Here is a 25,825-nt window from a genome sequence, read left to right on the forward strand (position 1 = left end):
GATCCGCGGCTGATGGCCGGGCACGCGCCGGACGGCCCGGGCCTGCTGCGCAACTTCGTCGGTGGCGAGTTCGTCGCCGCCGGGCGGCGGTTCACCAAGCGCAGCCCGGTGACCGGCGAGCCGGTCTTCGAGGTGGTCGAGGCCGACTCGTCCACGGTGGACGACGCGGTGGCGGCGGCCCGGGCGGCGCTGCGTGGCCCGTGGGGCCGGATGGGCGAGCGGGAGCGCGCCGAGGTGCTGCGGCGGATCGCCGACGAGTTGGAACGCCGCTTCGACGATCTGGTCGCCGCCGAGGTGGCCGACACCGGCAAGGCCATCTCCCAGGCCCGTACGCTGGACATCCCGCGCGGCGCGGCCAACTTCCGGGCGTTCGCCGAGATCGTGGCGACCGCGCCGACTGAGTCGTTCACCACGGTCACCCCGGCCGGCGGCCGGGCGCTCAACTACGCGGTCCGCAAGCCGGTCGGTGTGGTCGCGGTGATCGTGCCGTGGAACCTGCCGCTGCTGCTGCTCACCTGGAAGGTCGCCCCGGCCCTGGCCTGCGGCAACGCTGTGGTGGTCAAGCCCAGCGAGGAGACCCCGGCGTCGGCCACCCTGCTCGCCGAGGTGATGGCCGCGGCGGGCGTACCGGAGGGCGTGTTCAACCTGGTGCACGGCTTCGGCCCCGACTCGGCCGGGGAGTTCCTCACCCGGCACCCGGGCGTGGACGCGATCACCTTCACCGGGGAGTCCGCCACCGGCAGCGCCATCATGCGGGCCGCCGCGGACGGGGTGAAGGCGGTCAGCTTCGAGTTGGGCGGCAAGAACGCCGGCCTGGTCTTCGCCGACGCCGACCTGGACGCGGCGGTCGCCGGGTCGGTCCGGTCCAGTTTCACCAACGGCGGCCAGGTGTGCCTCTGCACCGAGCGGATCTACGTGCAGCGGCCGGTCTTCGAGGAGTTCACCGCGCGGCTCGCCAAGCGCGCCGACGAACTGGCGTACGGCTGGCCGGCCGACGAGGCGACGGCGAACATGCCGCTGATCTCGCACGGCCACCGCGACAAGGTGCTCGGCCACTACGACCTGGCCCGGGCCGAAGGCGCCGAGGTGTGCGCCGGGGGCGGGGTGCCGCGCTTCGGCGACGCTCGGGACGGCGGCGCGTACGTGCAGCCGACCGTGCTGACCGGGCTCGGGCCGGACGCCCGCACCAACCGGGAGGAGATCTTCGGCCCGGTCGTCCACGTCGCACCCTTCGACGACGAGGACGAGGCGTACGCCCTGGCCAACGGCACCGACTACGGCCTGGCGGCGACGGTCTGGACCCGCGACGTGGGCCGGGCGCACCGGGCCGGGTCCCGGCTGGACGCCGGCATCGTCTGGGTGAACACCTGGTTCCTGCGCGACCTGCGCACCCCGTTCGGCGGGGTGAAGGCCTCCGGCGTCGGCCGGGAGGGCGGGGTGCACTCGCTCGACTTCTACTCTGAGCTCACCAACGTCTGTGTGGACCTCACATGAGCGCACGTTCCGGGCAGAATGCACGGGGTCGTCAGCGAGCGCAGCGAGGAGCGGGGATGACCACCGTCGACATCGAGGCCGCCAACCGGGAACTGGCCGTCGCCCGGCAGGACGAGAAGCCGTGCCCGCCCCTGCGGGGCCGGCTGCTGCCGGAGGGCGACATCGAGTCGGCCTACCAGGTGCAGCAGGTGTACACCCGGCAGCGGCTCGGCAAGGGCCACCGCCGGGTGGGGGCGAAGATCGGGCTGACCTCGCGGGCGGTGCAGGAGAGCTTCGGCGTGTTCCAGCCCGACTTCGGGGTGCTCTTCGACGATATGGCGGTCGGTGACGGCGTCGAGGTGCCGATGGGCCGGCTGCTCCAGCCCCGGGTGGAGGCGGAGATCGCCTTCGTGCTGGGCGCGGACCTGCCCGACGAGCGGGTCACCACCGTCGACCTGATCCGGGCCGTGGACCACGTGCTGCCGGCCATCGAGATCGTCGACTCGCGGATCGCCGGGTGGGACATCTCCATCGTGGACACCGTGGCGGACAACGCCTCCAGCGGGCTCTTCGTGCTCGGCACCGCGCCCCGCCGGCTCGCCGATGTGGACCTGCGCCTGTGCGGCATGGTGCTGGAGCAGGCCGGTGAGCCGGTCTCGGTGGGGGCGGGGGCGGCCTGCCTCGGCAACCCGCTGCACGCGCTGGAGTGGCTGGCCGGCACGATGGCCCGCGCCGGCGATCCGCTGCGCGCCGGGGACGTGGTGCTCTCCGGGGCGCTCGGCCCGATGGTGCCGGTCACCCCCGGGGCGGCGTACGAGGCGCGGATCTCCGGGCTCGGCTCGGTGCGGACCTGTTTCTCCAAGGAGGCGTCGTGAGCGCGAGGAGTGAGCTTGCGAGCCCCGCAGTCGTGAACGAAGAGGGCTCGGCGATGACAGTTGGAGTGGCGGTGCTGGGGTCGGGCAACATCGGCACCGACCTGATGATCAAGGTGCTGCGGCTGAGTGACCGCCTGCGCATGGTGGCGATGGCCGGCATCGACCCGGCGTCGGACGGCCTGGCCCGGGCCCGGCGGCTGGGCGTGGCGACCACCGCCGAGGGCGTGGACGGGCTCGTGGCGCTGCCCGAGTTCGCCGACGTCGAGCTGGTCTTCGACGCCACCTCGGCCGGCGCGCACCGCCGCCACGACGCGGTGCTGCGGGCGCACGGCCGGACCGTGGTCGACCTGACTCCGGCCGCCATCGGCCCGTACGTGGTGCCGCCGGTCAACCTCGACGAGCACCTGCATGAGGCGAACGTCAACATGGTCACCTGCGGTGGGCAGGCGACCGTGCCGATCGTCGCCGCCGTCGGCCGGGTCACCCCGGTGGCGTACGGGGAGATCGTCGCTTCGATCGCCTCGAAGTCGGCGGGGCCGGGCACCCGGGCCAACATCGACGAGTTCACCGAGACCACCGCTCGGGCCATCGAGGTGGTCGGCGGCGCCGAGCGCGGCAAGGCGATCATCGTGCTGAACCCGGCCGATCCGCCGCTGCTGATGCGCGACACCGTCTACTGCCTCTGCTCGGACGTCGACGCCGACCGGTCCGCCATCGCCGCCTCGGTGGCCGAGATGGTGGCCGCCGTGCAGGAGTACGTTCCGGGCTACCGGCTCAAGCAGGACGTGCAGTTCGACCGGGTCGACACCTACGTGCCGTCGCTGGGGCGGCAGCTGGCCGGGCTGCAGGTCTCCGTCTTCCTGGAGGTCTCCGGCGCCGGGCATTACCTGCCCGCGTACGCCGGCAACCTGGACATCATGACCTCGGCCGCGCTGCGCACCGCGGAGCGGCTGGTGGCTCTGCGCTCGGCCGGGCACGGCCCCGCGCCGGCGCGGCACGCGGAGGTGACCGTCCGATGACTGATCTCTACATCCAGGACGTGACGCTGCGGGACGGCATGCACGCCATCGCGCACCGGTACACCGTGGACCAGGTGCGGACCATCGCCGCCGCGCTGGACGCCGCCGGGGTGGCCGCCATCGAGGTGGCCCACGGCGACGGCCTGGCCGGGTCCAGCGTCAACTACGGCCACGGTGCGGCCAGCGACGCCGACTGGATCTCCGCCGCCGCCGAGGTGCTGACCGGCGCGAAGCTCACCACGCTGCTGCTGCCCGGGATCGGCACCATCGCCGACCTGAAGGCCGCGAAGGCGCTCGGGGTGACCAGCGTCCGGATCGCCACCCACTGCACCGAGGCGGACATCTCCGCCCAGCACATCTCCTGGGCCCGGGAGAACGGCATGGACGTCGCCGGGTTCCTGATGATGTCGCACATGAACGACCCGGCCGGGCTGGCCGCCCAGGCCAAGCTGATGGAGTCCTACGGGGCGCACTGTGTCTACGTGACCGACTCCGGCGGCCGGCTGCTGATGTCCGACGTGGCCGAGCGGATCGACGCGTACCGGCAGGTGCTCGAGCCGGAGACGCAGATCGGCATCCACGCCCACCACAACCTGTCGCTCGGGGTGGCGAACAGTGTGGTCGCGGTCGAGCACGGCCGGATCCTCGGGGACGGGCCACTCGGTTCCCCGTCCGGGCGGACTGTCCGGGTGGACGCCTCACTGGCGGGCATGGGCGCGGGCGCGGGGAACGCTCCGCTGGAGGTCTTCGTCGCGGTCGCCGAGCTGCACGGCTGGAAGCACGGCTGCGACGTGTTCGCGCTGATGGACGCGGCCGACGACGTGGTCCGCCCGCTCCAGGACCGGCCGGTCCAGGTGGACCGGGAGACCCTCTCCCTGGGGTACGCGGGCGTCTACTCCAGCTTCCTCCGGCACGCCGAACGCGCCTCCGCGAAGTACGGGGTGGACGTCCGCTCGATCCTGGTCGAGCTGGGCCGGCGGCGGATGGTCGGCGGCCAGGAGGACATGATCGTGGACGTGGCGCTGGACCTCGCGGGCAAGGAGAACTCATGATCGGGCCGGACATCGCGGGGATAGCCGAGAAGCTGGGCGCGGCCGCCGACAGGGCCACCGCCATCCCGCAGCTCGCGGCCGAGACCGGCCTCGACGTCGACACCGCGTACGCGGTGCAGACCGCGCTGCTCCAGCGGCGCCTCGACCGGGGCGAGCGGCTGGTCGGGCTGAAGATGGGGTTGACCAGCAAGGCGAAGATGGCCCAGGTCGGCGTGGACGAGGTGATCTGGGGCCGGCTCACCGACATGATGCGGGTCCCCGACGGCGGGACCGTCGACGTGGCCGCCTTCATCCACCCCCGGGTTGAGCCGGAGGTGGCGTTCCTGCTGGACCGCCTGCCCGAACCCGGCGAGCCGGTCGGCGCGTTCACCGACGCGGTGCGCGCGGTCGCCCCGGCCATCGAGCTGATCGACTCCCGGTACGCCAACTTCACCTTCTCCCTGCCGGACGTCATCGCCGACAACACCTCGGCCGCCGCGTTCGTCGTCGGGCCCTGGTCGCCGGTGCCGGAGGGGCTGGACAACCTCGGCGTGCTGCTGGAAATCGACGGCCGGGTGGCGCAGGTCGGCTCGACCGCGGCGATCCTCGGCGACCCGCGCCGGGCCCTGGACGAGGGGCTCCGGCTGGCCGGCCGGCAGGGCGTGCGGCTGCGCGAGGGCTGGCTCTTCCTGGCCGGCGCCGCGACGGCCGCGGTGCCACTGCGCCCGGGCGCCCACGTCCGTGCCGTGGTCGAGAAGCTCGGTACCGCCTCCTTGCGGGCGTCGTCATGATCAGCGTGGAGGCTGCCGGGCAGCCCGGCCGGCTCCGGGCGGTCAGGCTTGATCCCTCCGCCGGCCGGGCTGCCCGGCACCCCGTCGGGGCCGGCGTCCGCGGGTCGGTGCCGACAGGTGGTCTGTCGTGAGTGGCGAGGCGCGGGTGGTGGCCGGGAAGGCCGTGCCACGGGGCGCGTTCCCGCACGTCAAGGTGGCGGGCGGGTTCGTGTTCGTCTCGGGTACGTCGTCCCGGCGGCCGGACAACACCTTCGCGGGCGTGTCGGTGGACGAGTTCGGCACGACCAACCTGGACATCCGGGTGCAGACGCGGGCCGTGATCGAGAACATCCGGGATCTGCTGCGGTCGGTCGGCGCCGACCTGTCCGACCTGGTCCAGGTCACCAGCTACCTGGTCAACATGAATGATTTCGGTGGATACAACCAGGTGTGGGCGGAGTTCTTCGACGCCACCGGGCCGACCCGGACCACGGTGGCGGTGCACCAGCTGCCGCATCCGCACCTGCTGATCGAGATGCAGGCCGTGGCCCTACTTCCGTCGGGAGGTCAGTCGTGAGTGAGATCGCCGAGCCGTTCAGCTTCCAGGGCTGGATCGGGGAGAACCAGCACCTGCTCAAGCCGCCGGTGGGCAACAAGGAGATGCTGCCGGGCAGCGATGACTTTATCGTCATGGTGGTGGGCGGCCCCAACCAGCGGACCGACTTCCACGTCGACCCGTACGAGGAGTTCTTCTATCAGGTCAAGGGCAACATGCACGTCAACCTGATGCTCCCCGAGGGCCCGCGTACGGTGCACGTCCGCGAGGGTCAGATGTGGATGCTGCCGCGCAACACCCCGCACTCGCCGCAGCGGCCCGAGGCCGGCTCGATCGGCATGGTGATCGAGCGGGTCCGCGAGGAGGGCACGCTGGAGAAGTTCCAGTGGTACTGCCCCGAATGCAGCCACAAGGTGCACGAGGTGGAACTCCAGGTCCGCGACATCGCGGCCGACCTGCCCCCGGTCTTCTCGGCGTTCTACGCCGACGAGAAGGCCCGTACCTGCACCAACTGCGGCGCGCTGCACCCGGGCAAGGGCTGATGCCGGGACGTGTCGTGGACGTGCACACGCACGTCGTACCCAAGGGGTGGCCGGACCTCGCCGCGGCGTGCGGCGGGTCCGGTTGGCCCTGGCTGCGGGTGGACTCCGAGCGCGCCGCCATGATCATGGTCGGCGAGACGGAGTTCCGGCCGGTCGGCGCGGAGTGCTGGGACGCGGCGACCCGGCTGGCCGACATGGCCGCCGACGGCGTCGACGTGCAGGTGGTCTCGCCCACCCCGGTCTTCTTCAGCTACGACCGCCCGGCCGAGCAGGCCGTCCGGGTGGCCCGGATCTTCAACGACCTCACCTTGGCGGTGACCGCTGCCGGGGGCGACCGGCTGGTGCCGTTCTGCCAGGTGCCGTTGCAGGACCCGGACCTGGCCTGTGCGGAGTTGGACCGCTGCCTGGCGGCCGGTCACGTCGGCGTGGAGATCGGCAACCACGTGGGCGACCGCGACCTCGACGACGCCGGCATCGTGCAGTTCCTGACCCACTGCGCGCAGGTGGGCGCCCCGGTCTTCGTGCACCCCTGGGACATGCCGGGCGGCCCGCGGCTGGACCGCTGGATGGCCCGCTGGCTGACCGGGATGCCGGCCGAGACGCACCTCTCGGTGCTGGCGCTCATCCTCGGCGGGGTCTTCGACCGGGTGCCGGAGACGCTGCGGATCTGCTTCGCGCACGGCGGCGGCAGCTTCCCGTTCTGGCTGGGCCGCGCCGACAACGCCTGGCACCGCCGGGGCGACCTGGTACGCGGCGCCTCCACCGCCCCGCCGAGCTCCTACGTCGACCGGTTCTGCGTCGACTCGGTGGTCTTCGACCCGGCCGCGCTGCGGCTGCTGGTCGACACCATGGGGGAGGACCGGGTGCTGGTGGGCAGCGACTACCCGTATCCGCTGGGGGAGCGGCCGGTCGGTCAGGTGGTCCGGAAGGCAGACTTCCTCACCGCCGACCAGCGCGACAAGCTCTTCTCCCGCAACGCCCTGCGCTTCCTGCACGGCTGACGGCGGCCGGGCCTCGGCTGCGACACCACCCGGCGTCTCAACACATCCCGATGCCGGCCGTGGCGCGCAGGCACGCGGCGGGTGATGAGTGCGAGGGGCGTGGCCACCAGGCAGGATGTCGGTATGGCCGAGCCGCACGAGCTGACCGCGCTGGAGCAGGCCGCCGCGATCCGCCGGGGTGAGCTGTCCAGCGTGGAGCTGGTCGAGCACCACCTGCACCGGGTCGAGGCGCTCGGTGACACCGTGGGCGCGTTCGTCACCGTCACCCCCGAGCGGGCCCGGGAGGCGGCCCGGGCCGCCGACGCGGTGCCGGTGGACCGGCGCGGGCCGCTGCACGGCGTACCGACCGCGATCAAGGACCTCACGCTGACCGCCGGGGTACGGACCACCTTCGGTTCGGCCGCCTTCGCCGACCTCGTGCCGCCGGTCGACGCCGACGTGGTTCGGTTCATGACCGCCGCCGGGCTGGTCAGCCTCGGTAAGACCACCACCTCCGAGCTGGGCTGCTCGCTCTACTCGGAAGGGTTGGTGGCGCCACCGGCGCGGAACCCGTGGCGCCTCGCGTACACCGCGGGCGGGTCCAGTGGCGGCGCGGCGGCCGCGGTGGCGGCCGGGCTGGTGCCGGTGGCCCAGGGGTCCGACGGCGGCGGCTCGCTGCGCATCCCGGCGTCGCTCTGCGGTCTGGTCGGATACAAGCCGAGCCGGGGCTTGGTCTCCGGCGGCCCGCTCGGGTTCGGCGGGTTCGGGCTGCCGGTGAACGGCCCGCTCGGACGGACCGTCCCCGACGTGGCCGCGCTGCTCGACGTCATGGGCCAACCGGTGCCCGGCGAGCCGTACCTGCCGCCGGCCGCGCCCGCCGGCGGTTACCTGCGCGTCGCCCGCGACGCGGCGCCCGGGCGGCTGCGGATCGGCCGCTTCACCACGCCGATGCTCGCCGACGAGCCCGTCCACCCCGACTGCGTGGCCGCCGTCGACCGGGCCGCCGCGCTGCTCACCGCGGCCGGCCACGAGGTGGTCGAGGTGCCCGCACCGCTCGGCCCGGCGGCGTGGCCGCTCTTCGAGACCCTCTGGTACGTGCTTGCGCTCTCCCCGGTGCCGCCGGAGCGGGAGAGCGAGCTGCTGCCGCTGACCCGGTTCCTCCGCTCCCGGGGCGCGGCCGTCGGCGCCGGTCCGCTGCTGGCCGCGCTCGGCGAACTGCAGGCCCAGGTACGCCTCGGCGTCCGCCGGACCGCCGGCTGCGACCTGCTGCTCTGCCCGACCCTGGCGGCGCCGCAGGCGCCGGTGGGCGCGTTCGCCGCCCTCGATCCGGCCGAGGATTTCGACCGGCAGCGCCGATTTTCGCCGTACTGCGCCATCTTCAACGTGACCGGCGATCCGTCCGTTTCCCTGCCGCTCGGCCGGACCGGTGACGGCCTGCCGGTCGGGGTGCTGCTCACCGGCCGGTACGGCGCGGACGCCACATTGATCGGCACGGCCGCGCAGTTGGAGCACGGCTGTGGCGGGTGGGATCAGCACCCCGCAATCTGGCGGGCGGTCGGCTCCGCTAACGTGAACATCACAAGCGGGGTCGGGGACCCGTCGTAATGATCGTCCACCCGACCCGGAAATTCCTGGTCTCTCTTTCCGCCTGGGGGCGTTGGGATTGTCTGTTACCGAGACGTTGCTGGTCTTCGCTGGCATCCCGGCGGCCGCGGTGCTGGTGATCGCCGGACTGGCGTTCGTCGGTGGCCGTGGCGGCGGTGGCGGCGCCAAGCGCTACCGGCCGGGCCGGCCCTTCGACTTCACTCCGGTCTGGTTCCTGGGCCGTCCGGAGCAGCTGGCCGACTCGGCCGGCACGGCACTGGCCGCCGGGGCGCAGGCGCCGGCGCTGAGCAGCCGCAAGCAGGAACTGGCCGGCCGCGAGGCGCCGGCCGCGGGTACCGGAGGCGCAAGTGACCGTTGGTGAGATGTCGGCCGCGACCGGGACGGGCAACCCGCCCCAGGTGCTGGACGGGCCCTTCTCGACCCGTCAGCTGCTCCGCATCGACGAGGCGCTCCGCCTGGCCGACCAGGGCACCGGGCTGGTCTTCTCGGTCTATGTGGGCCACCTGGACGAGCCGATCCGGGAGCACGCCGAGCGGCTGCACCGGCAGCTCGCCGAGCCGGACAAGTCGGTGCTGATCGCCGTGTCGCCCAACCAGCGGCAGCTGGAGATCGTCACCGGCCGGTACGCCCGCAAGCGCATCCCGGACACGTACGCCAAGCTGGCCGCGCTCTCCATGGTGGCGTCCTTCGGCGGCGGCGACCTGGCCGGCGGCATCATCCAGGGCCTCGACCAGCTCGCCAGCCACGCCGGCAAGGGCTGAGCCTTCCCCTTACGACGAAGCCCGGCCCGCGAGTCTGCGGGCCGGGCTTTTCGTCGGGCTGTCAACGGGGCCAGACGGACGGGTCGAGCCGCATCGGCCACGGCTCGGTCACCTCGATTGGGTCGTCCGGCCCGACCGTGCCCACCAGGTTGTAGTGGACGCCCTTGACGAGCGTGTACCGGTAGACGATCGGTCCGAAGTCGCCGCGCTCCACGCGCCAGTAGGCCGGGATGCCCGCCTCCGCGTAGGGCGCGGGCTTGGTCAACCGGTCTTGCCGTCGGCTGTTCGGCGACTCGACCTCGACGACGAGTGCCACGTCCTCAGCCTGCGTCCACATGCCGTCCGGGGGGGCTCGGCCTCAGCACCGTGATGTCCGGTATCAGGTTGGCCCCCGGTGCTCGCAGCCCGGCCTCCCGGATGACCCACCAGCCGGTCGGTGCCGCCGCCTGAATCGCTGACCGGATCTCGTCCGCCAGCAACTGGTGTCCGTATCCGGGCGGTGGGGTGACGTGCAGGCTTCCGTCGATGATCTCGTAGCGGTTCCCGTCTTCTGGCAGGTCGAAGAGGTCCTGCTCCCGCCAGCCACGCTCGGGTGGGCGCCACTCGTAGGTCGGTTGTGCCATCACGTCCACCTCCATCCGTAACCATAACGGCCGGGGCCGGCATGAGCGGTCGCCCACGTCGGCCCCGGCCAGGTACTCCGCGCGTCAGGCGCTCCGGGCGTCCTTGGCCCGGGCCTTCAGGGCGCGGACCACGCCGTCGCGGCCCTCGGCGACCAGCCGGCGCAGCGGAGCCGGATGCCCGTCGCCCGCCAGCCACCCGTCGGTCGCCGCCACCGTGTCGTCCTCCACCAGGTAGGCCGGGTAGGCGAGCTGGGCGAACTCCTGCGCCGGCTCGCTGTCCCGGCTGCCCCAGACCTGGTCCACCGTGGCGAAGTACTTCTCCCGGTACGGCGCCACGAGGTCGACCTGCGCCGGGTGCGTGAAGCCCTGCAGCAGCGCCCGGTTGCGCCAGTTCGGCAGCGCCTCCGGGCCGGTGAGCGCCGCCCACACCGCCGCCTTGTTCTCCGAGGTCGGCACCAGGGCGTGCGCGTACGCGGCCTCCCGCTCGCCGCTGGCGGTGCGGTCCCGGGCCAGCTCGGCCTCCACCTCGGCGGCCCCGGCCGCACCGTTGGCCACCAGCGACTGGAGCACCCCCCAGCGCAGCTCGGTGTCCACCGACAGCCCGGCCGGCACCTCGACGCCGTCCAGCCAGCCGCGCAGCGCCGCCAGGTCCTCGGCGGAGCGGGCCGCGGAGGTGTACGCCCGGGCCCAGGCGAGCTGGAACCCGCTGCCCGGCTCGGCCGCGGCCAGCGCCGCGCGGGCGGTACGGGCCACCTCGGCCCAGCCGGTCGGCGCCCACGCCGGGTCGGCGTAGAAGGTGAGCGCGGTGGTGGCCTGCCGCAGGGTGGCGGTGACCAGGTTGATGTCGCTCTCGGCGGGCAGGCCGGCCAGCACCAGCGCGACGTAGTCCCGGGCGGACAGCTCGGCGTCCCGGACCATGTCCCAGGCGGCCGTCCAGCACAGCGCCCGCGCCAGCGACGAATCGAAGCCGGCGATGTGCTGCACCACGTTCGCCATGGACCGCTCGTCCAGCCGCAGCTTGGTGTAGGTGAGGTCGTCGTCGTTGAGCAGCAGCACGTCGGCGGCGGGCGTGCCGTGCAGCGCGGACAGCTCCGTCGTCTCGCCGGTCACGTCCACCTCGATCCGCTCCCGGCGGACCAGCCGCCCGTCGGCCAGGTCGTAGAGGCCCACGCCGATCCGGTGGGTACGCAGCGTCGGGTGCCCGGCCGGCGCCTCCTGGCGGACCAGCACCCGCTCGTAGCTGCCGTCGGCGCCGATGGTGAGCTCCGGGCGCAGCGTGTTGACCTGCGCGGTCTCCAGCCACTGGGCGGCGAACTTGCGCAGCTCCCGGCCGGAGGCGGCCTCCAGCTCGGCGAGCAGGTCGTCGAAGGTGGCGTTGCCCCAGGCGTGCTTGCCGAAGTAGGCCCGCAGGCCGGCCAGGAACGGCTCCTCACCGACGTACGCGACGAGCTGCTTGAGCACGCTGGCGCCCTTGGCGTACGTGATGCCGTCGAAGTTGACCTCGACCGCCTCCAGGTCCGGCATCTCACAGTAGACCGGGTGGGTGGAGGAGAGCTGGTCCTGCCGGTAACCCCAGTTCTTGCGGATCGACAGGAAGGTCGTCCAGGCGTCCTGGAACCGGGTGGCGTGGGTGTTGCACCAGTGGCTGGCCCACTCGGCGAACGACTCGTTCAACCACAGGTCGTTCCACCAGCGCATGGTGACCAGGTCGCCGAACCACATGTGGGCCAGCTCGTGCAGGATCGTGTTGGCGCGCTGCTCGTACTCGAAGTCGGTGACCTGCGAGCGGAAGATGTAGTGCGACTCGGCGTGCGTGACGCAGCCGAAGTTCTCCATCGCGCCGGCGTTGAAGTCCGGCACCCAGAGCTGGTCGTACTTGGCCAGCGGGTACCGCACGCCGAACTTCTCGTGGAAGAAGTCGAAGCCCTGCTTGGTGATCAGGAACAGGTCGTCCGAGTCCAGGTACTGCGCCATCGAGGCCCGGCAGAAGACGCCCAGGTCGATGCCGTCGTGGCTGTCGCGCACCTCGTGGTAGGGGCCGGCACAGAGCGCGGTGATGTAGGTGCTCATCCGCGCCGACTCGACGAAGTGGACGGTCTTGAGCGCCTCCCCGGCCGGCTCCTCCCGCTCCACGGGCATGTTGGACACCACCCGCCAGTGGTCCGGCACGGTGGCGTGCCAGGTGTAGACGCTCTTCAGGTCGGGCTGGTCGAAGCAGGCGTACACCTTCTGCGCGTCCGCCGTCTCGAACTGGCTGTAGAGGTAGGTCTCGCCGTCGACCGGGTCGACCGTGCGGTGCAAACCCTGGCCGCTGTTCGAGTACGCGAAGTCCGCGTCCACCACGAGGACGTTCTCCGCCGCCAGGCCGGCCAGGGTGAGGCCCTTCTCCGCCGCCCATCCGGAGGTGTCCACCGGCGCGCCGTTGAGCGTGGCGGACCGGACCGAGTCGGCGGCCACCTCGATGAACGTGCTCGCCCCCGGCTCGGCGCAGCGGAACCGGACCTCCGTCACCGAGCGGAACGTGCGGCCGGTGGCGGCCTGCACGGCGGTGGACAGGTCAAGGCTGATGTCGTACCCGGTCACGTCGAGCAGGCGGGCCCGCTCGGTGGCCTCGACCTGGGTCAGGTTACGCACTCCCGGCACTGTTCGTCTCCATCCCACTGTTGTCGCCGCGGCCCGCGGCACCGGCCTCGCCGGCCCGCTCGTGACGGCCGGTCCGCACCGAGTCTTCCATGCAATGACACCCTTCGGTGGCCGAGGTCACGCTCTCATTCCGGCACCGGTCGATGCCGCCCGGGGTGAGGATCGGGGGAGGGCGCCGGAGTTCCGGCGTGCGAAGTCGTGAAGGGATATCACCGTGACCGAACGTGCCGCCGTGGACATGTGGTTCGACCCGCTGTGCCCGTGGGCCTGGATCACCTCCCGCTGGCTGCTGGAGGTCGAGCAGGTCCGGGAGGTGGACATCCAGTTCCACGTGATGAGCCTCTCCGTGCTCAACGAGGGCCGGGACCTGCCCGAGCAGTACCAGGACCTGATGAAGCAGGGCTGGGGCCCGGTGCGGGTCTGCATCGCCGTCGAGCAGGCCCACGGCGGGGAGACGCTGGCGAAGCTCTACACGGCCATGGGCACCCGGATCCACCTCGGCAAGGAGCCGCTCGGCCGGGAGATGCTGGTCGGCGCGCTGACCGACGTCGGGCTGGACCCGGCGCTCGCCGACGCCGCCGAGACGACCGCGTACGATGAGGCGCTGCGGGCCAGCCACGAGGCGGGCATGCGGCCGGTCGGCACCGAGGTCGGCACCCCGGTGATCCACGCCCCCGGCCCGGACGGCGGTCAGGTCGCCTTCTTCGGCCCGGTGATCACCCCGGCCCCGAAGGGCGAGGCGGCCGGCCGGCTCTGGGACGGCGTGCTGCTGGTCGCCGGCACTCCCGGCTTCTACGAGCTCAAGCGGACCCGGCAGCTCGGCCCGATCTTCGACTGAGTGTGGACGGGCCTCCGGTCGACGCTTCGGCGGAGCGGGGCCCCTTCCGGACAGCGCGCGACCCCGCGGCGCCGGCGTCACCCCGGCGGCGCGGGGTTCGTTTCATCAGGTGTCCCAGCCGGCGGCCCGCGGGGCCGCACCCCGGCAGCTCCTGGAGGCGTTCCATGGCTAAGCACCGCCACCTGTCCGACGACGCGCCGGTGCCGGCGACCGAGGACTCCGGTGCGACGTACTGGTCCGTGGCCGAAGGCGACTGGCCGGCCGTCCGGCCGACCCTGCCGCCCGAGATGGTGGACCTGCTGGCCCCGCCGATCGTGGTCGGCGTCGCCCGGGTGGTGGCCACCTCCCGGATGACCCCGCCCGCCGACGCCGCCCTGCCGCCCGGGCCCGCCCGCCCGGTCCGGTCCGGCGCGGCGGCCGGCCGGCCCGCGCCGGGCGCGACGACGGTACGCCTCGCCTCCTCCGCCGCGTCCCGGCCGGCCACCCCGGCACCGGGCCGTCGGCCGGCCCCCGGCCGGCACCGCAGCGCCGGCGCCGACCGCACCGCCTGACGGCTGTCAAGAAGGGGCCGCCTGCGCCACTCCTTTCACCTGATGGAAGCGGCGAGGGTCCGGCACGGCGCGGTGGGTGGCGCGGGTAGCGTCAGCGGGCATGACGGTCGTGCATCCGATCGCCCGGGCCTGGATCACCACTGGCGGCACCGGCGCGCAGAACTACGACGAGTTCGCCGACGACGCGGAGATCAGCGCCATCGTCGAGGCGAATCCGCACAGTGCTCTCGGCATCGAGATGCCCCACCGGGCACCGGACAGCGTCGGGAAGCCCTTCCTCGACGCGCTCCCCGACGCGGTGGCCCGCCTCGCCGAGGCCAAGGCGGACGGCAGCTACACCCCGGCCGAGCAGGTCGTGGTGCTCTACCGGATCAGCGCACCCGGCGAGGAGCCCGCGTACGGGCTGTTCGCCATGGTCGACACCGACCAGATCTCCACCCGGGCCGACGAGCCCGGTCTGGTGATCCGCAACGAGGACGTCTTCATCGCCAAGGTGCGGGAGCGGGTGGCCCTGGCCGAGGCACTGGGCCACCTGCTCTCGCCCGTACTCCTGCTGCAGACCGGGCGGGGTGACGAGCTGCACGCCGCGCTCGCGGCGGCGACCGAGTCGGCGGGCGCGCCCGCCGCGACCGACGTCGACCAGGCCGGGCGGACGCACGCCATCTGGCTGGTCGGCCCCGGCCCCGAGCAGGACGAGCTGACCGCCCTCGCCGGCGGCGGGGAACTGGTGGTCGCGGACGGCAACCACCGCAGCCTGGCCGCGCAGACCGGTGGCCTGACCCGCTTCCTCTCGGTGATCACCACGCCCGCCTCGGTCGCCATCCAGCCCTATAACCGGCTGGTCAGCGAGCTGACCAGCACCCCGGCGGAACTGCTCGACCGGCTGCGCGCCGCCGGCGCCGAGGTCAGCCCGATCGACGGCCCGGTCGAGGTCCCGGCGGCCGGCGGCACCGTCCGCCTCTATCTCGCCGGCCAGGGGTACGCGGTCAGCCTGCCGCAGGTCGGGGGCGGCCGGCTGGAGAACCTGGACCACGCGCTGGTCGAACGGCTGCTGCTGCGCGACGCGCTCGGCCTCGACCCGGGCGACAAGCGGATCACCTACGTGGGCGGCGACTACCCGGCGAGCTGGCTCACCGGCGAGGTGGACGCCGGCCGGGCCGAGCTGGCCGTCCTGATCGCCCCGGTGACCGTGGACGACTTCGTCGCGGTGAACCTGGCCCGGGAGAAGATGCCGCGCAAGAGCACCTGGTTCACCCCGAAGGCGCGCGCCGGCCTGGTCGTGGCCGAGCTGCCGCGCTGATGCTGTGACGAATTCGCCTCCGTGCCGCCGCCCGCGCGGCGGCACGGAGGCCGGCCTGACAGACTGCGCGGTATGCGCGTCTACCTGGGATCCGATCACGCCGGCTTCGAGCTGAAGGGGCACCTGGCCAACCACCTGGCCAAGCAGGGGTACGAGGTCGTCGACGTGGGCCCGCACGGCTACGACCCGGACGACGACTACCCCGCGTTCTGCCTGCACACCGGCGACCGGGTGGTCAACGACCCGGGCAGCCTCGGGGTGGTCATCGGTGGCTCCGGCAACGGCGAGCAGATCGCCGCCAACAAGATCGCCGGCGTCCGGGCCGCCCTCGCCTGGAGCATCGACACCGCCCAGCTGGCGCGGGAGCACAACGACGCCAACATCATCGCCGTCGGGGCCCGCCAGCACACCCTGGACGAGGCGACCGCCCTGGTCGAGGCGTTCCTGACCACGCCGTTCTCGGGCAACCCGCGGCACGCCCGCCGGATCACCCAGGTGGCCGCGTACGAGCAGACCCGCGAACTGCCCGACCTGCCCGCCTGACGGCTAGCGGTTCGCGCGGGGGAGTTCCTCGCGGGGCACCCAGTTGCGCCGGACGATCACGACGCGGGCCTCCGCCTCGGCCAGGTCCGCGTCGGTCGGCCGGGCGGCGTCCCGCGCCCGCAGCGCGGCGGTCACGCTCACCTGCGAGGAGCCCGAGCCGACCAGGCCGCGCAACCCCCGCTCACCCTCCTCGGCGGGGCCGCCGCGGCGCCCCCGCGGCTCCGCCAAATCCAGCTCGGCGGGTCTGGCGGCACGCCGCGACCTGGAGCCGTCGTCGTGCACCGCGGCCGTGGTGGCGGTCGGCCCGTCTGCGAAGGTGCCGGCGGGCTCATGCCTGCCGGCCCGCCCGGCGGCGCCTTCGCCGTCCGGCGCCCCGGCCTCGCCGTGGTGCCGCAACCGGCGGCGTCGCCGCTCCGCATCACCCATCACCCGACCGTACCGTCCCACCGCTGATCGCGCCCGCCCACGCCCGGCAAGCCCGAGCCGGCGATCATGGAGTTGGCGGTGGCGAAACCACCGGGCGAATCGCGCGGCCAACCTCATGATCGACGTGGGCGGCGGGCTCAGCGGCGGAGACTCAGAAGACCTCCATCGGGGCCGGGGCACGGTGCCAGCCGAAGGCCGGGGCCACCTCGGCCACGGTGCCCGGCACCAGTTCGCGGACCCGGCCGGCGGCGGCGAGCGCCCCGAGCCCGGACCCGCCCAGGTACAGCTCGCCGAGGACGCGGACGTCGCAGCCGAGCCGGGCGGGTGCGTCGCTCGCCGCGCACTGGGCCCCGGTCGGACCGCCGACCAGCCGCCAGCGGCCGGTGTTCTCCGGCAGCAGGTCGTCGGTCACCTCGAACACCACGTCCACGTCGACGGCGTACCGGCGGGCGGCCAGCGCGGCCGGGACGTCCACGACGCGTAGCCACAGGGCGTCGGAGACGTGGGCGCCGAGCTGCCGAGGCTCGTTCACCAGCCACAGCAGCGGCTCGTCCACGGCGGCCCGGTCGAACGACAGGCGCCGGGTCAGGTCGATCGACAGCAGTAGCCGCCACAGCGCCTGGTACGCCGCCGGGTTCCCGGCCACCACCTCGTCGACCCGGACCTCGCCGCGCGGGCCGGTCCGGTCCCACTCCTCCTTCGTCCGGTACAGCGCGTACCCGTCCAGGCCGTCGCGCCCCTCGTGCAGCAGCACCCGATGCTCGGTGGCGCCGCCCCGCAGGCCCGTCACGTCGGCGAGCACGTACGCCCACCAGCGCTCGTCCCGCCGCGACCAGCCGGGGCGGTCGACGCGGACCCGCTCGTACAGCCGGGCCAGCTCGGCCTGGTGCGCGGCCGGCCGGTCCAGGCGGAGCGTGCCCGCGACGGACGCCGGTTCCGGCAGCCGCAGTTCGCTGGTGTCGCAGCTCAGCGTGTACCGCTGCGCGGCCAGGCCGTAGCCGAAGCGGGGATAGATGCGACCCTCGCTGGCCCAGAGCACCGCGACCGGCTCGCGGCCGGCGTCGCGGATCTCGCGGAGCTGCCGGCGCATCAGCCCGGTGAGCAGGCCCCGGCGGCGGTGGGTCGGGGCGACCGAGACCATCGTCACGTGCGCCGCCGGCACGGTCGCGCCCGGCACGGTCAGCTCGCGGCTGAACGCGCCGGCGTGCGCCACGGCGGCGCCGCCGTCGCGGACCAGCAGGGCGCGCTCCGGCTCGAAGATGGGCCGCTCGATTTCCCGCAGCTCGGGGTCCACGCCGCCATGGAAGGCGAGGGCCAGCAGCCCAGCGATCTCATCGAAGTCCTCGGCCCGGGGCACCACAGCGTCGATCATCGGAACTGTCTAACCCATCACCTTCGGGGTCGGCGACCGATTTGCCGGCTCGCTACCCTCGGAACCGTGGCCGGCGTCGGTCGAGGGGGAGGACACGAGATGGCGGACCAGACACAGCCGTGGGCCGAGCGCACCGTGGAGGTGCCGCCGCAGCCCGGTGTCGGGGTGGTGCCACCGCAGCGGGACGCGTTCCGACGCGGGGTGGCCGCGGTGGGGCAGCCGAGCAGGCCGCGGACCGAGCAGTTCTCCACCGTCGACCCGACGGCGGGCTGGTCCGGTGACTCCGCCCCGCGCCGCCCCCTGAGCTGGCATCTGGCCCAGCTGCGCCGGGGCGGCGAGTGGAGCGCGGCCGGCGCCCTGTTCGCCTTCGTCTGCTGGGGGATCTGGGCGATCTCCGGCCGGGGCGATCTCGGTGCCCCGCTGCTCACCTTCGTGCTCAGCCTGCTCACGGCCGTCGGCCTCTTCGCGCTCGCCCGCCTGCTCGGCCGGGTGGTCTGGGAGCGGCAGCTGGGCCGGGTACGCCGCAGCGCACGCGGAGCCCACCTGGTGACGGCGATCTTCCTGGCCGGTGTCGGGGTCGCCTACCTGCAGCAGACCGAGTGGGTGGTGGCCGCCTGGAACTGGGTCAGCGGCAACTGATCCGCCGTGACCGCGGGCGGGTCGGCGTTCCGCCGCCCGCCCGCAGGCCCGGTCGCGGGATGCCGCGACGCCGGTCGTCACTCCACCAGGACGTGGTCGCCTTACCCCGCTTTGCCCGGTTCATCCGTCGCCCGGTGGGCTGAGCCGTCCGTCCGGGCGGGTCAGTCCGCGAACCGGTACAGCACGAAGTCCTCCTCGGCACCGCAGGCGAGCACCTCGGCGTTCCACGAGCAGGACTCGCTGCGCACCCCCTTGAGCAGCCCCATCTCGACCGGGTCGGCGGCGCTCACCGACATCCCGGCCACGCTGCGGTCGTCCGCCACGCTGCTCGGCGTCTTCGCGAAGAGCAGCACGTTCCCGGCGTCGATCCGCCCGGCCACCCCGTCCCGGTCCTGCAGCACCGCCGTGCCCTCCGGGTCGAAGAGGGTGACCGCGTCCTGCGGGGAGTCGCGCCGGACGAGCAGGTGCTCGCCGAGCGGTACCAGTCCGTCGGCCTCCGGGGCCGACCAGTGGCGGGTGCTCTTCCCCTCGGTGACCGTCACCACTTCCGTCCCTTCCGCGCCGGAGTCCGGCACCTCCAGCAGGCAGGCCCGGTGCTCGCCGCAGGTGACCAGCGCCTTCGCCCGGCGCCGCTCGTCCGGGGCGGTGTAGAGCACCACCGGCTCGCCGAGGCTGCCCAGGTCGTAGGCGAGCAGCCGGTAGCCGCGGGTGTCCTCGATGACGTACAGCCGGTCGTCGCGCGCCGCCACCAGGTCGTCGACGTCGGCGACGTTGCCCCGGTTGCGCATCTCCCCGCTGTCCATGTCGACCACCCGCACCGACCGGTCCGCCCCCACCTGGACGAGCCGGGTCGCGTCCCCGAGCCACGGCGCCCGCGGCGATCCGTCGAGGTACGCGGGCCCGCCGAGCGCCTCGCCCGTGCCGACCGGCACCACTGCGGTGCGGGCGTCGCCGTATTCGTTGCGCGGGTTGTCGTGCTTCCACTTCTCCTGGCCGTTGTCGAGCCGCAGCCCGACCAGCCGGCCACCGGTCCGGTCCAGCCAGACCGCCGTCTCCTTCGTGAAGTACAGGGCGTCGTCGCCCCGGATGGTCAACCGCCAGCGCTGGTTGCCCGAGCCGGCGTCGAGCACCACCAGGTCGCGGGGGGTGCTGGCACCGGAGGCGTCGGCGAGCACGGCGACCGCGCCGGGCAGCGCCTGCACGGCCTGCCAACGGTCCGCCGCCACCGGGGTCGGCTTGCGCCACCGCTCGTCGCCGGTGGCCGCGTCGACCGCCACCACCTCCAGCCGGTTGTCCGCGCCCGGATACGCCAGGTAGGCCCGGTCGGCCAGCACCGAGGTGAACATCGCGGCCGGTCGCTCGCTGCCCGCCGCGGGCCGGGCGATCAACTTCGGGGTGTGGAACTCCAGCGCCGGGTAGGGGTCCCGAAACGCCCACAGCACCGCCGCGGCCCCCACGCCGACCACCACGAGGCCGGCACCGACCGCGATCCAGAGAGCCCGTCGGCCCCGTCCCGGCCGGGCCGCCCCGACCCCCGGCGCCGGCGAGACCGGCGGCTCCCCGCCGGGTGTCCCCGGCAGCCCCCGGCCGCCGGGAGGGAAACCGCCCTGACCGGGGACGGCCGGGGGTTGCCCGGCACCGGCGTACCCGGACGGAGCCAGGGCGCCCGCGTACCCGGGCAGCGTCGGCGCGTCGTCGACCAGGGTGCCGTGCGGGGCGGGGACCGGCACCGTGGTCGCCGGGAGCGCGCCCCCGGGCGCCGCGCCCTCCGGCAGCGTGCCGTGCGGTCCGGCGGCCGGCGGCGTGCTCTGGGGCAGCGTGTCGGGCGGCCCGGCGGGCGCGGGCACGGTGGGGACCGTTGGTGCGCTCTCCGGTCGGGTGCCGGGCGGGCCGGCGGGTGCGGGCCCGGCCGGAACCGGAGCGCTCTGGGGCAGCGCACCGTGCGGGCCGGCGGGCACCGCCGGTGGCGCCCCGGCTGCGGCCCGGCGGGGCAACGGAAGGTCCGTCAGCGCGCCCTCGGCGACCGGCAGCTCGGGCTGTTCCAGGACGGTCGGGGCGACCCCCAGGTCGGCGTGCAGCATCCGGGCCACCAGCGGCACCCGGGACGACCCGCCGACCAGGAAGAGGCCGGCGAGCTGCCCGGGAACCAGCCCCGCGGCGGCGATCACGTCCCGGGTCTCGGCCACCGCCCGGGCCAGCAGGGGAGTGGCGAGCAGTTCCAGGTCCTCCCGGGTCAGTTGGGCGGCCGCCTCCACCCCGGGTACGGCCACCGGCGCGACCATGGCCCGGGAGAGCATCTCCTTCGCGCCACGCACGTGGTCCCAGAGCTGATGCCGGTCCCGCCACTCCGCGGTGGTCGTCGCGCTGGTCAGGCGCGCCCACGCGGCCGGGTGCACCGCGCCGACCAACTCGCCGAGCCGGCCGACCAGGGCGCCGTCCAGGTCCAGACCGCCGAGGTCGGCGACGCCGCCGCTGGCGACCAGGGCGAATCCCGAGTCGCCCCAGGGGTCGGCGCCCTCGTTACGCAGCACCGCCACGTCGAGGGTGCCGCCGCCGAAGTCGAACACCGCGACGGCTCCCCCGACCGGCACCGGCCGTCGCAGCACCTGGGCGTAGTAGCGGGCGGCGGCCACCGGCTCGCGCAGCAGGCGGGTGCCGGGCGTGATCGGACCGGCCAGGGTGTGCTCGGCGGCCGGTGGCCAGCCGGCCAGCGCGAGCGCGTCGTGCAGCACCTGCCGGCGGGGCGCCGCCCAGGCCGCCGGGTGGGTGACCACCGCGGGCGGGAGGAAACCCACCGCGGCCACGGCGGCGTCCGCCACCGTCCGCAACGTCGCCGCCAGCAGCTCCGCCGGCCGGTACGCCCGCCCGCCCAGCTCGACCGTCTCCTCGTCCACCCGGCGCTTGGGGTTCGGCTCGTACCCGGCCGGGTCGGCCTGGGCCAGCCGTTGCGCGTCCCGTCCCACGTGGAACCGTCCGCCGGAGTCGACGTAGACGCCGGAGGGGAGGATCGGGTGTCCGTCCACGAGCAACGGGCGGCTCCGCCCGTCCGGCCAGCGCAGCACCGCCACCGTGTTCGAGGTGCCGAGGTCGACGCCGAGGGCGAACCCGTCCTGCTGGCCTGACATCCGTGGCTACCTCCACCCGACGCGGGGATGTCCGGCCCCGCATCGTACGCAGCCCCCGCCGCCCGGCTCATCCGCCGGTCGGGACGGTCGAACCGGGTCCTGGCCGATCACGGTGGGCAGCCGGTACGCCGTACCGGGCCGCTCAACTGCCGAGGCCGGCCTCCCGGGCCCGGACGATCGCCTCGGGGCGGTCGGCCACCTGCAGCTTTGCGAACACGTTCGAGACGTTGTTGCGTACCGTCTTGGGGGACAGGTACAGCGCGGCGGCGATCTGCGCGTTGGAACGCCCGGCGGCCAGCAGCTCCAGGATCTCCCGCTCGCGCGCCGTGAGCTGCGGAAACGGCACCTGCGCGGGGGTCGCGCCGGCGGTGAAGAACTCGGCGATCCGGCGGGCCAGCGATTCAGCTCGGCCTGTTCGCGTTGGTGCACACCCAGCTGCGTACCTCGGCCACGGGCACCTCCCGCGCTGCCCGCGGCCTGCTTCGAGTGGAGTTCGTGCTGCTGACCCTGGCCACCTTGTGGAGCATCCTGCACGGTGCCGTGCCGGCCTGGCGGGACAGTGCCCCGGTGGCGATCCTGGATGTGTTCTGGCCGCTCTCGATGCTCGGCATGGCGATCATCGGCATCAAGATCGCCTTCGCCGCTCGCTGGCGAGGCGCCGCCCGTGTCTGGCCGGCGGTCGCGGAGAGTTGGGCGCTGGTGACGGTGCCGGCTTTCGGGATCTTCGGCTCGCCCATCGCCGACTGGGTCGGCGCGGGCCACCTGCTCATCGGCTACACGATGCTCGGCCTGATCCTGGCGCTGCGGCCGCAGCTGACCGGCTCCCAGGATTGAGCGTGGACCTGTCGTCGGGTCGGCCCGGCGCGTGACGGGTCGGCCCGACGACCGGAGCCTGCCGAGGCTCCGCTCCGGACGTCGGCGAACAGGCATCACTCACGGGTCGTCAGCTCTTGTGGGTGAGGACGTTGATGACCCTGCCGTTGGGGTCACGCATGAAGAAGCGTCGGACTCCCCATGGTTCGTCGGTGAGCGGGTGCACGATCTCAGCGCCGGCGTTCCGGGCGGCCTGATGCGCGGCATCGACATCATCGACCTCCACAGACACGTCGGGGATAACCGGTGCGGTGGCGTCGTGGGTCATGAGGCTCAGCTGAGCTCCCGGGTTGGCGCGATCGCTCAGGGTGACGATCCAGCCCATGTCCATGACGACCTCGAAGCCAAGTACCTCGACGTAGAAGGCGGTGGCCGCCGCGATGTCCTCGGTTGCCAGGTCGGGCATTGTGCGCTTTATGGCCATGACGGCCATGCTGCCGCACGGCAGCCTCGTCAACCAGGAGTGCCCCGTCGTTTGCGGCTGGCGCTGCCGGAAGCACGGGCCACCCGGGCTGCGGCTGGGCAACAAGGCCCGGTGCCGCCCCGAGCCCGGATGTGGCACTGAACGCCGCGCAAGATCAAAGCTGGGGGAGATGTGGAAGGCCCAGTGCCGCGGTTGTGCGGTCCACCTGGGCCTTCATGCGTGGAGCGGGCGACGGGAATCGAACCGCACCGTCACTCTGGAAGAGCGCGATCAACTGGTCGTGATGCCCGAAACGCCTGCGGGTGGCCCTCAGATTCGGGTGCGTTTCGTAACCGCTCGTGACCGCTATGCGCCCCGGCTACTGGCCCATGGATGGCCCGCGACGGTCCGGGTGCAAGCGAGCCCCGGCCGCTACTGCGATGCCAACAGATGCCGGAACTGCGGTTCGGCCTGGCGCCAGGTGCTGATGAACTGTGACCGAGCGACGCTCAGCCGCATCTTCCTACCAACCGGCGGTGCCCACGGTGGCGGCCCACCACACTCAGGTCGAGTGGTAAAGGTGAACAGCACGTCAACCTGGCTCATCTCCACGTACATGTCCAGGTGGTCGAAGGTGTCCCCAAGGTGCAACCGGCTCCGCTTCCGCTCGCTGCGATGTTCGGCGATGGCGCACAGGCGGGAAAGGTTCGCAATGTGCGGGTACAGCGCAGTTGTGCTGGCGTCTCCGATCGGGATGCCCTCGATGTAGAGCTGGAACACGCCGAACCTCTTGTCGCGGCTAGTCGGCGTGAACTCCACCCGAAACGTGTCAGCGATGCCTACGCCCAGCTTTGGAAATGGTGATCCGCGGTCCTCGTCGTTCGTTCGAGCCATCGGGCGGATGTTACGGGTTGCGTCGTCCACCTGCAGGTGGGCCACGGCTCGCCGCTCTTGGATGGCATGCCGTCGAGCTAGAGCCAGCGGATCTCCTCGTCGGGCTGGTAGCCCTTGTGGTGCCCGGCGAGGTGATCCGCCCCGGCCGATCTCTGAGGAGAGCCGGGGTTCGGGGCAGCGCCCCGAGGTCTTCAAGGTCTTGCAGTCCGCCAGCGTGGCCGGCCGGCCCGGCCGATGCCGGCCGGAGGTCGCCAGCAGGCCGGGGCCGGGCCGGCGCGGCCCGCTTGCGGGCCGCCTTGATCCTTAAGAGGTCAATTCGACAGTGGTACGCCGTCACCGCCTGTCCTTCAGGTTCTCCATGGACGCCTGGCAGACTCTGCGAATGCGAGTCGTGCGCTGGCGGTGGATCATCGGGGTTACCCGCGGTGGTCGCCGTGGTTGTACCGGCCGTGCTCGTCGTCGGACTGCCGCTCGTCGTCGGACTGCAGCAGGTCATCCGCTCAGGGTGCTCCTTTGACCGCGCGGCATTCGACCAGGTGGTGGCGAAGCTACCGGCACCGCCGACTGACTCAGAGGCGTACGACCCAGTCGACGCACCTAGCAAGATCGGCTCGTGTCGCATTCTCGGGTCGTACGGTGTGACGGGCGGCTACATCTTCTACGGCGAGAACCCTGGCTTCGACGATTCCGGGTGGGGTTACTTCCCTGCTGGTCCGAACGATGACCTTGGAAACAGTGCCTGGGAGGCACCACAGTTCGAACAGATCGAGGGAAGCTGGTACACCTGGACGGCAAGCTGGTAGGCAGCCACCCGCTTACTGCTTGTCCGGCCGGCTGGTTGCCGCGAGGTCGCCTGCTAGGTCGGGACTAAACGGCGTGGCCCGGCGCAGTGGCCGCACAGCGGACGTGCCTAGTTTTGGAGGTCCTGGGCGGCCCGGACGATCAGTCGGCGGGCGTCTTCGCCGGTAACGGCTTCCTCCCAGAGTCGTTCGATGGCCCTGGTGTAGGTGGCTGCTTCGTCGTCGCGGTAGGTGGTCTCGCCGACGAAGGTCTCTACGATGGCGACATCGTCGTACATCTGGAAGGAGTTCTGCGGGGTGGTGGCGAGCGGGACGCCGAGCGGCAGGATGCCGAACCGGATGTTCGGTACGCCGACGACGGTTTGCAGCCGGTCGAGCTGGCCGCGCATGACCTCGGGCGAAACGAGCAGCCACCGCAGCACAGGCTCGGCGAGTAGGAATTCGAACCGCTTGGTGGTGTCGTAGAGGAACTGCTGGCGCTGCATCCGGGTGGCGACGGCGGTGTCCACGTCTGCGATGTCGAGGTTGTGCAGCTCGACCATCTCGGTCAGGGCGCGGCGGGCGTAGTCGGCGGTCTGGAGCAGCCCGGGTACCCACACGGTCTCGAAGTGCCGAATGAGGGGCGACTCGGCGACAAGCTGGTTGTAGCTGTCCTGGACAGCGGCCTGGCCTTGGCGCATTTGGCGGCGCCAGCTGCGGTGCGCGGCCTGGACCTCGCCGAGCATCCGCAACAGGTCCTCAGCGGGCGGTGTCGTCGGCACCGCAGGCGCGTGCCCACGCGTACAGGTCGGCGGGGGCCGGCATCTGGCGGCCGTTCTCCAGTCGGGAGACCTTCGACGGTGCCCAACCGTTCGCCCAGCGAATGGGGCACGCGAGCATGCGCGCGGCGTTGATTTACCAGCACGCAACCAGCGAGCGGGACCGCGAAATCGCCTCGGCCATGGACCGGCGGATCGCCCGGCAGGCCCGACGCAAGGGCGGCCAGAGCAGCTAATGGCCCACGGATGGCCCACAAGACCAGAGGGGGGAGTGGCCGACCGGCCAGGATCTGGGGATGCAGCCTCTGACCTGGGCCGGAGGCCGTTGGAGCGGGCGACGGGAATCGAACCCGCACCGTCAGTTTGGAAGGTGCCTTGCATCGCTCCGACGGACGGGCTTGGTCGAGGTGCTGACCAGCCATGGC

General features: G+C 73.0%; 29 protein-coding genes. 18 read left to right on the top strand and 11 right to left on the bottom strand.

The window, feature by feature from the left end; all coding sequences use genetic code 11:
- The first annotated feature begins 12 nt into the window (after positions 1–12).
- The 11 genes from ACGF4F_RS12645 to ACGF4F_RS12695 all read left to right on the top strand — a co-directional run bounded on the left by ACGF4F_RS12645 (position 13) and on the right by ACGF4F_RS12695 (position 9,612).
- Positions 13–1,494, top strand: coding sequence for a 2-hydroxymuconic semialdehyde dehydrogenase (locus ACGF4F_RS12645; RefSeq protein WP_357441118.1), 1,482 nt, complete (start codon positions 13–15; stop codon positions 1,492–1,494).
- Positions 1,495–1,550: 56 nt separating this feature from the next.
- Positions 1,551–2,348 carry a fumarylacetoacetate hydrolase family protein gene (locus ACGF4F_RS12650; protein WP_357440994.1) on the top strand — a complete coding sequence of 266 codons (798 nt, stop codon included), beginning with the start codon at positions 1,551–1,553 and terminating at the stop codon, positions 2,346–2,348.
- Positions 2,349–2,401: 53 nt separating this feature from the next.
- Positions 2,402–3,367: an acetaldehyde dehydrogenase (acetylating) gene (locus tag ACGF4F_RS12655; RefSeq protein ID WP_357440996.1), complete on the top strand. Its 966-nt coding sequence runs from the start codon at positions 2,402–2,404 to the stop codon at positions 3,365–3,367.
- Complete coding sequence (gene dmpG / locus ACGF4F_RS12660; protein WP_073836608.1) at positions 3,364–4,419, top strand: 4-hydroxy-2-oxovalerate aldolase; 1,056 nt, start codon at positions 3,364–3,366, stop codon at positions 4,417–4,419. The genes ACGF4F_RS12655 and dmpG overlap by 4 nt, the downstream gene beginning before the upstream one ends.
- Positions 4,416–5,189: a fumarylacetoacetate hydrolase family protein gene (locus tag ACGF4F_RS12665; RefSeq protein ID WP_357441001.1), complete on the top strand. Its 774-nt coding sequence runs from the start codon at positions 4,416–4,418 to the stop codon at positions 5,187–5,189. Before dmpG ends, ACGF4F_RS12665 begins: the two co-directional genes overlap by 4 nt.
- Positions 5,190–5,316: 127 nt before the next feature.
- The gene (locus tag ACGF4F_RS12670) at positions 5,317–5,745 is read left to right on the top strand and encodes a RidA family protein (protein WP_393077104.1); all 429 of its coding nucleotides are present in this window, start codon (positions 5,317–5,319) and stop codon (positions 5,743–5,745) included.
- A complete protein-coding gene (locus ACGF4F_RS12675) occupies positions 5,742–6,266 on the top strand; it encodes a 3-hydroxyanthranilate 3,4-dioxygenase (protein ID WP_357441007.1) in 525 nt (174 codons plus the stop codon). Before ACGF4F_RS12670 ends, ACGF4F_RS12675 begins: the two co-directional genes overlap by 4 nt.
- Entirely contained in the window at positions 6,266–7,267 is a 1,002-nt protein-coding gene (locus ACGF4F_RS12680; RefSeq protein WP_357441010.1) for an amidohydrolase family protein, read from the top strand. The genes ACGF4F_RS12675 and ACGF4F_RS12680 overlap by 1 nt, the downstream gene beginning before the upstream one ends.
- Positions 7,268–7,390: 123 nt before the next feature.
- Positions 7,391–8,851 carry an amidase gene (locus ACGF4F_RS12685; protein ID WP_357441012.1) on the top strand — a complete coding sequence of 487 codons (1,461 nt, stop codon included), beginning with the start codon at positions 7,391–7,393 and terminating at the stop codon, positions 8,849–8,851.
- A 76-nt stretch (positions 8,852–8,927) separates the two neighbouring features.
- On the top strand, positions 8,928–9,212 hold the full coding sequence (locus ACGF4F_RS12690) for a hypothetical protein (RefSeq protein WP_073836601.1): 285 nt from the start codon (positions 8,928–8,930) through the stop codon (positions 9,210–9,212).
- Entirely contained in the window at positions 9,199–9,612 is a 414-nt protein-coding gene (locus ACGF4F_RS12695) for a DUF5130 family protein (RefSeq protein ID WP_357441014.1), read from the top strand. Before ACGF4F_RS12690 ends, ACGF4F_RS12695 begins: the two co-directional genes overlap by 14 nt.
- A gap of 61 nt (positions 9,613–9,673) precedes the next feature.
- On the opposite strand, the gene ACGF4F_RS12700 is transcribed toward ACGF4F_RS12695, so the two are convergent.
- From ACGF4F_RS12700 to pepN, 3 genes are all read right to left on the bottom strand, one after another.
- Entirely contained in the window at positions 9,674–9,928 is a 255-nt protein-coding gene (locus tag ACGF4F_RS12700; RefSeq protein ID WP_393077109.1) for a Uma2 family endonuclease, read from the bottom strand.
- Positions 9,929–9,932: 4 nt separating this feature from the next.
- Positions 9,933–10,235 (bottom strand): Uma2 family endonuclease, encoded by a 303-nt coding sequence (locus ACGF4F_RS12705; protein ID WP_393077112.1) that lies wholly within the window; start codon positions 10,233–10,235, stop codon positions 9,933–9,935.
- A gap of 84 nt (positions 10,236–10,319) precedes the next feature.
- Positions 10,320–12,869, bottom strand: coding sequence for an aminopeptidase N (pepN, locus tag ACGF4F_RS12710; protein WP_393077115.1), 2,550 nt, complete (start codon positions 12,867–12,869; stop codon positions 10,320–10,322).
- Positions 12,870–13,116: 247 nt separating this feature from the next.
- On the opposite strand from pepN, the gene ACGF4F_RS12715 reads away from it, so the two are divergent.
- The 4 genes from ACGF4F_RS12715 to ACGF4F_RS12730 all read left to right on the top strand — a co-directional run bounded on the left by ACGF4F_RS12715 (position 13,117) and on the right by ACGF4F_RS12730 (position 16,110).
- Positions 13,117–13,716 carry a disulfide bond formation protein DsbA gene (locus tag ACGF4F_RS12715; RefSeq protein WP_393077199.1) on the top strand — a complete coding sequence of 200 codons (600 nt, stop codon included), beginning with the start codon at positions 13,117–13,119 and terminating at the stop codon, positions 13,714–13,716.
- Positions 13,717–13,880: 164 nt separating this feature from the next.
- Complete coding sequence (locus ACGF4F_RS12720) at positions 13,881–14,267, top strand: hypothetical protein (protein ID WP_357441023.1); 387 nt, start codon at positions 13,881–13,883, stop codon at positions 14,265–14,267.
- A gap of 100 nt (positions 14,268–14,367) precedes the next feature.
- Positions 14,368–15,567: a DUF1015 family protein gene (locus ACGF4F_RS12725; RefSeq protein WP_393077118.1), complete on the top strand. Its 1,200-nt coding sequence runs from the start codon at positions 14,368–14,370 to the stop codon at positions 15,565–15,567.
- A 72-nt stretch (positions 15,568–15,639) separates the two neighbouring features.
- Positions 15,640–16,110, top strand: coding sequence for a ribose-5-phosphate isomerase (locus tag ACGF4F_RS12730; RefSeq protein ID WP_357441028.1), 471 nt, complete (start codon positions 15,640–15,642; stop codon positions 16,108–16,110).
- A 3-nt stretch (positions 16,111–16,113) separates the two neighbouring features.
- On the opposite strand, the gene ACGF4F_RS12735 is transcribed toward ACGF4F_RS12730, so the two are convergent.
- Positions 16,114–16,536: a hypothetical protein gene (locus ACGF4F_RS12735; protein ID WP_357441031.1), complete on the bottom strand. Its 423-nt coding sequence runs from the start codon at positions 16,534–16,536 to the stop codon at positions 16,114–16,116.
- Between the two features lie 151 nt (positions 16,537–16,687).
- On the bottom strand, positions 16,688–17,908 hold the full coding sequence (locus ACGF4F_RS12740) for a GNAT family N-acetyltransferase (protein WP_393077121.1): 1,221 nt from the start codon (positions 17,906–17,908) through the stop codon (positions 16,688–16,690).
- Positions 17,909–18,007: 99 nt separating this feature from the next.
- Here ACGF4F_RS12740 and ACGF4F_RS12745 point away from each other — a divergent pair, with 99 nt between their 5' ends.
- Positions 18,008–18,547, top strand: a complete 540-nt coding sequence (locus tag ACGF4F_RS12745; protein WP_357441037.1) for a hypothetical protein — start codon at positions 18,008–18,010, stop codon at positions 18,545–18,547.
- A gap of 161 nt (positions 18,548–18,708) precedes the next feature.
- On the opposite strand, the gene ACGF4F_RS12750 is transcribed toward ACGF4F_RS12745, so the two are convergent.
- Both ACGF4F_RS12750 and ACGF4F_RS12755 read right to left on the bottom strand, forming a co-directional pair.
- On the bottom strand, positions 18,709–21,672 hold the full coding sequence (locus ACGF4F_RS12750; protein ID WP_393077124.1) for an Hsp70 family protein: 2,964 nt from the start codon (positions 21,670–21,672) through the stop codon (positions 18,709–18,711).
- 142 nt (positions 21,673–21,814) lie between these two features.
- Positions 21,815–22,018: a response regulator transcription factor gene (locus ACGF4F_RS12755; RefSeq protein WP_357441043.1), complete on the bottom strand. Its 204-nt coding sequence runs from the start codon at positions 22,016–22,018 to the stop codon at positions 21,815–21,817.
- Positions 22,019–22,092: 74 nt separating this feature from the next.
- Here ACGF4F_RS12755 and ACGF4F_RS12760 point away from each other — a divergent pair, with 74 nt between their 5' ends.
- Entirely contained in the window at positions 22,093–22,506 is a 414-nt protein-coding gene (locus ACGF4F_RS12760) for a hypothetical protein (RefSeq protein ID WP_393077127.1), read from the top strand.
- Between the two features lie 109 nt (positions 22,507–22,615).
- Here ACGF4F_RS12760 and ACGF4F_RS12765 read toward each other — a convergent pair whose 3' ends face one another.
- On the bottom strand, positions 22,616–22,969 hold the full coding sequence (locus tag ACGF4F_RS12765; RefSeq protein WP_357441049.1) for a VOC family protein: 354 nt from the start codon (positions 22,967–22,969) through the stop codon (positions 22,616–22,618).
- Positions 22,970–23,380: 411 nt separating this feature from the next.
- On the bottom strand, positions 23,381–23,842 hold the full coding sequence (locus ACGF4F_RS12770; protein ID WP_393077130.1) for a hypothetical protein: 462 nt from the start codon (positions 23,840–23,842) through the stop codon (positions 23,381–23,383).
- Positions 23,843–24,267: 425 nt separating this feature from the next.
- Between ACGF4F_RS12770 and ACGF4F_RS12775 the strand changes: the two genes are divergently transcribed.
- Positions 24,268–24,645 carry a hypothetical protein gene (locus tag ACGF4F_RS12775; RefSeq protein WP_393077133.1) on the top strand — a complete coding sequence of 126 codons (378 nt, stop codon included), beginning with the start codon at positions 24,268–24,270 and terminating at the stop codon, positions 24,643–24,645.
- Between the two features lie 107 nt (positions 24,646–24,752).
- On the opposite strand, the gene ACGF4F_RS12780 is transcribed toward ACGF4F_RS12775, so the two are convergent.
- Both ACGF4F_RS12780 and ACGF4F_RS12785 read right to left on the bottom strand, forming a co-directional pair.
- The gene (locus ACGF4F_RS12780) at positions 24,753–25,403 is read right to left on the bottom strand and encodes a DUF5753 domain-containing protein (protein WP_357441057.1); all 651 of its coding nucleotides are present in this window, start codon (positions 25,401–25,403) and stop codon (positions 24,753–24,755) included.
- Complete coding sequence (locus ACGF4F_RS12785) at positions 25,381–25,521, bottom strand: helix-turn-helix transcriptional regulator (RefSeq protein ID WP_357441060.1); 141 nt, start codon at positions 25,519–25,521, stop codon at positions 25,381–25,383. The genes ACGF4F_RS12780 and ACGF4F_RS12785 overlap by 23 nt, the downstream gene beginning before the upstream one ends.
- Between the last annotated feature and the right edge of the window lie 304 nt (positions 25,522–25,825).

Origin of the sequence: Micromonospora sp. NPDC047740, assembly GCF_043204735.1 — a bacterium.
Taxonomy (GTDB): Bacteria; Actinomycetota; Actinomycetes; order Mycobacteriales; family Micromonosporaceae; genus Micromonospora.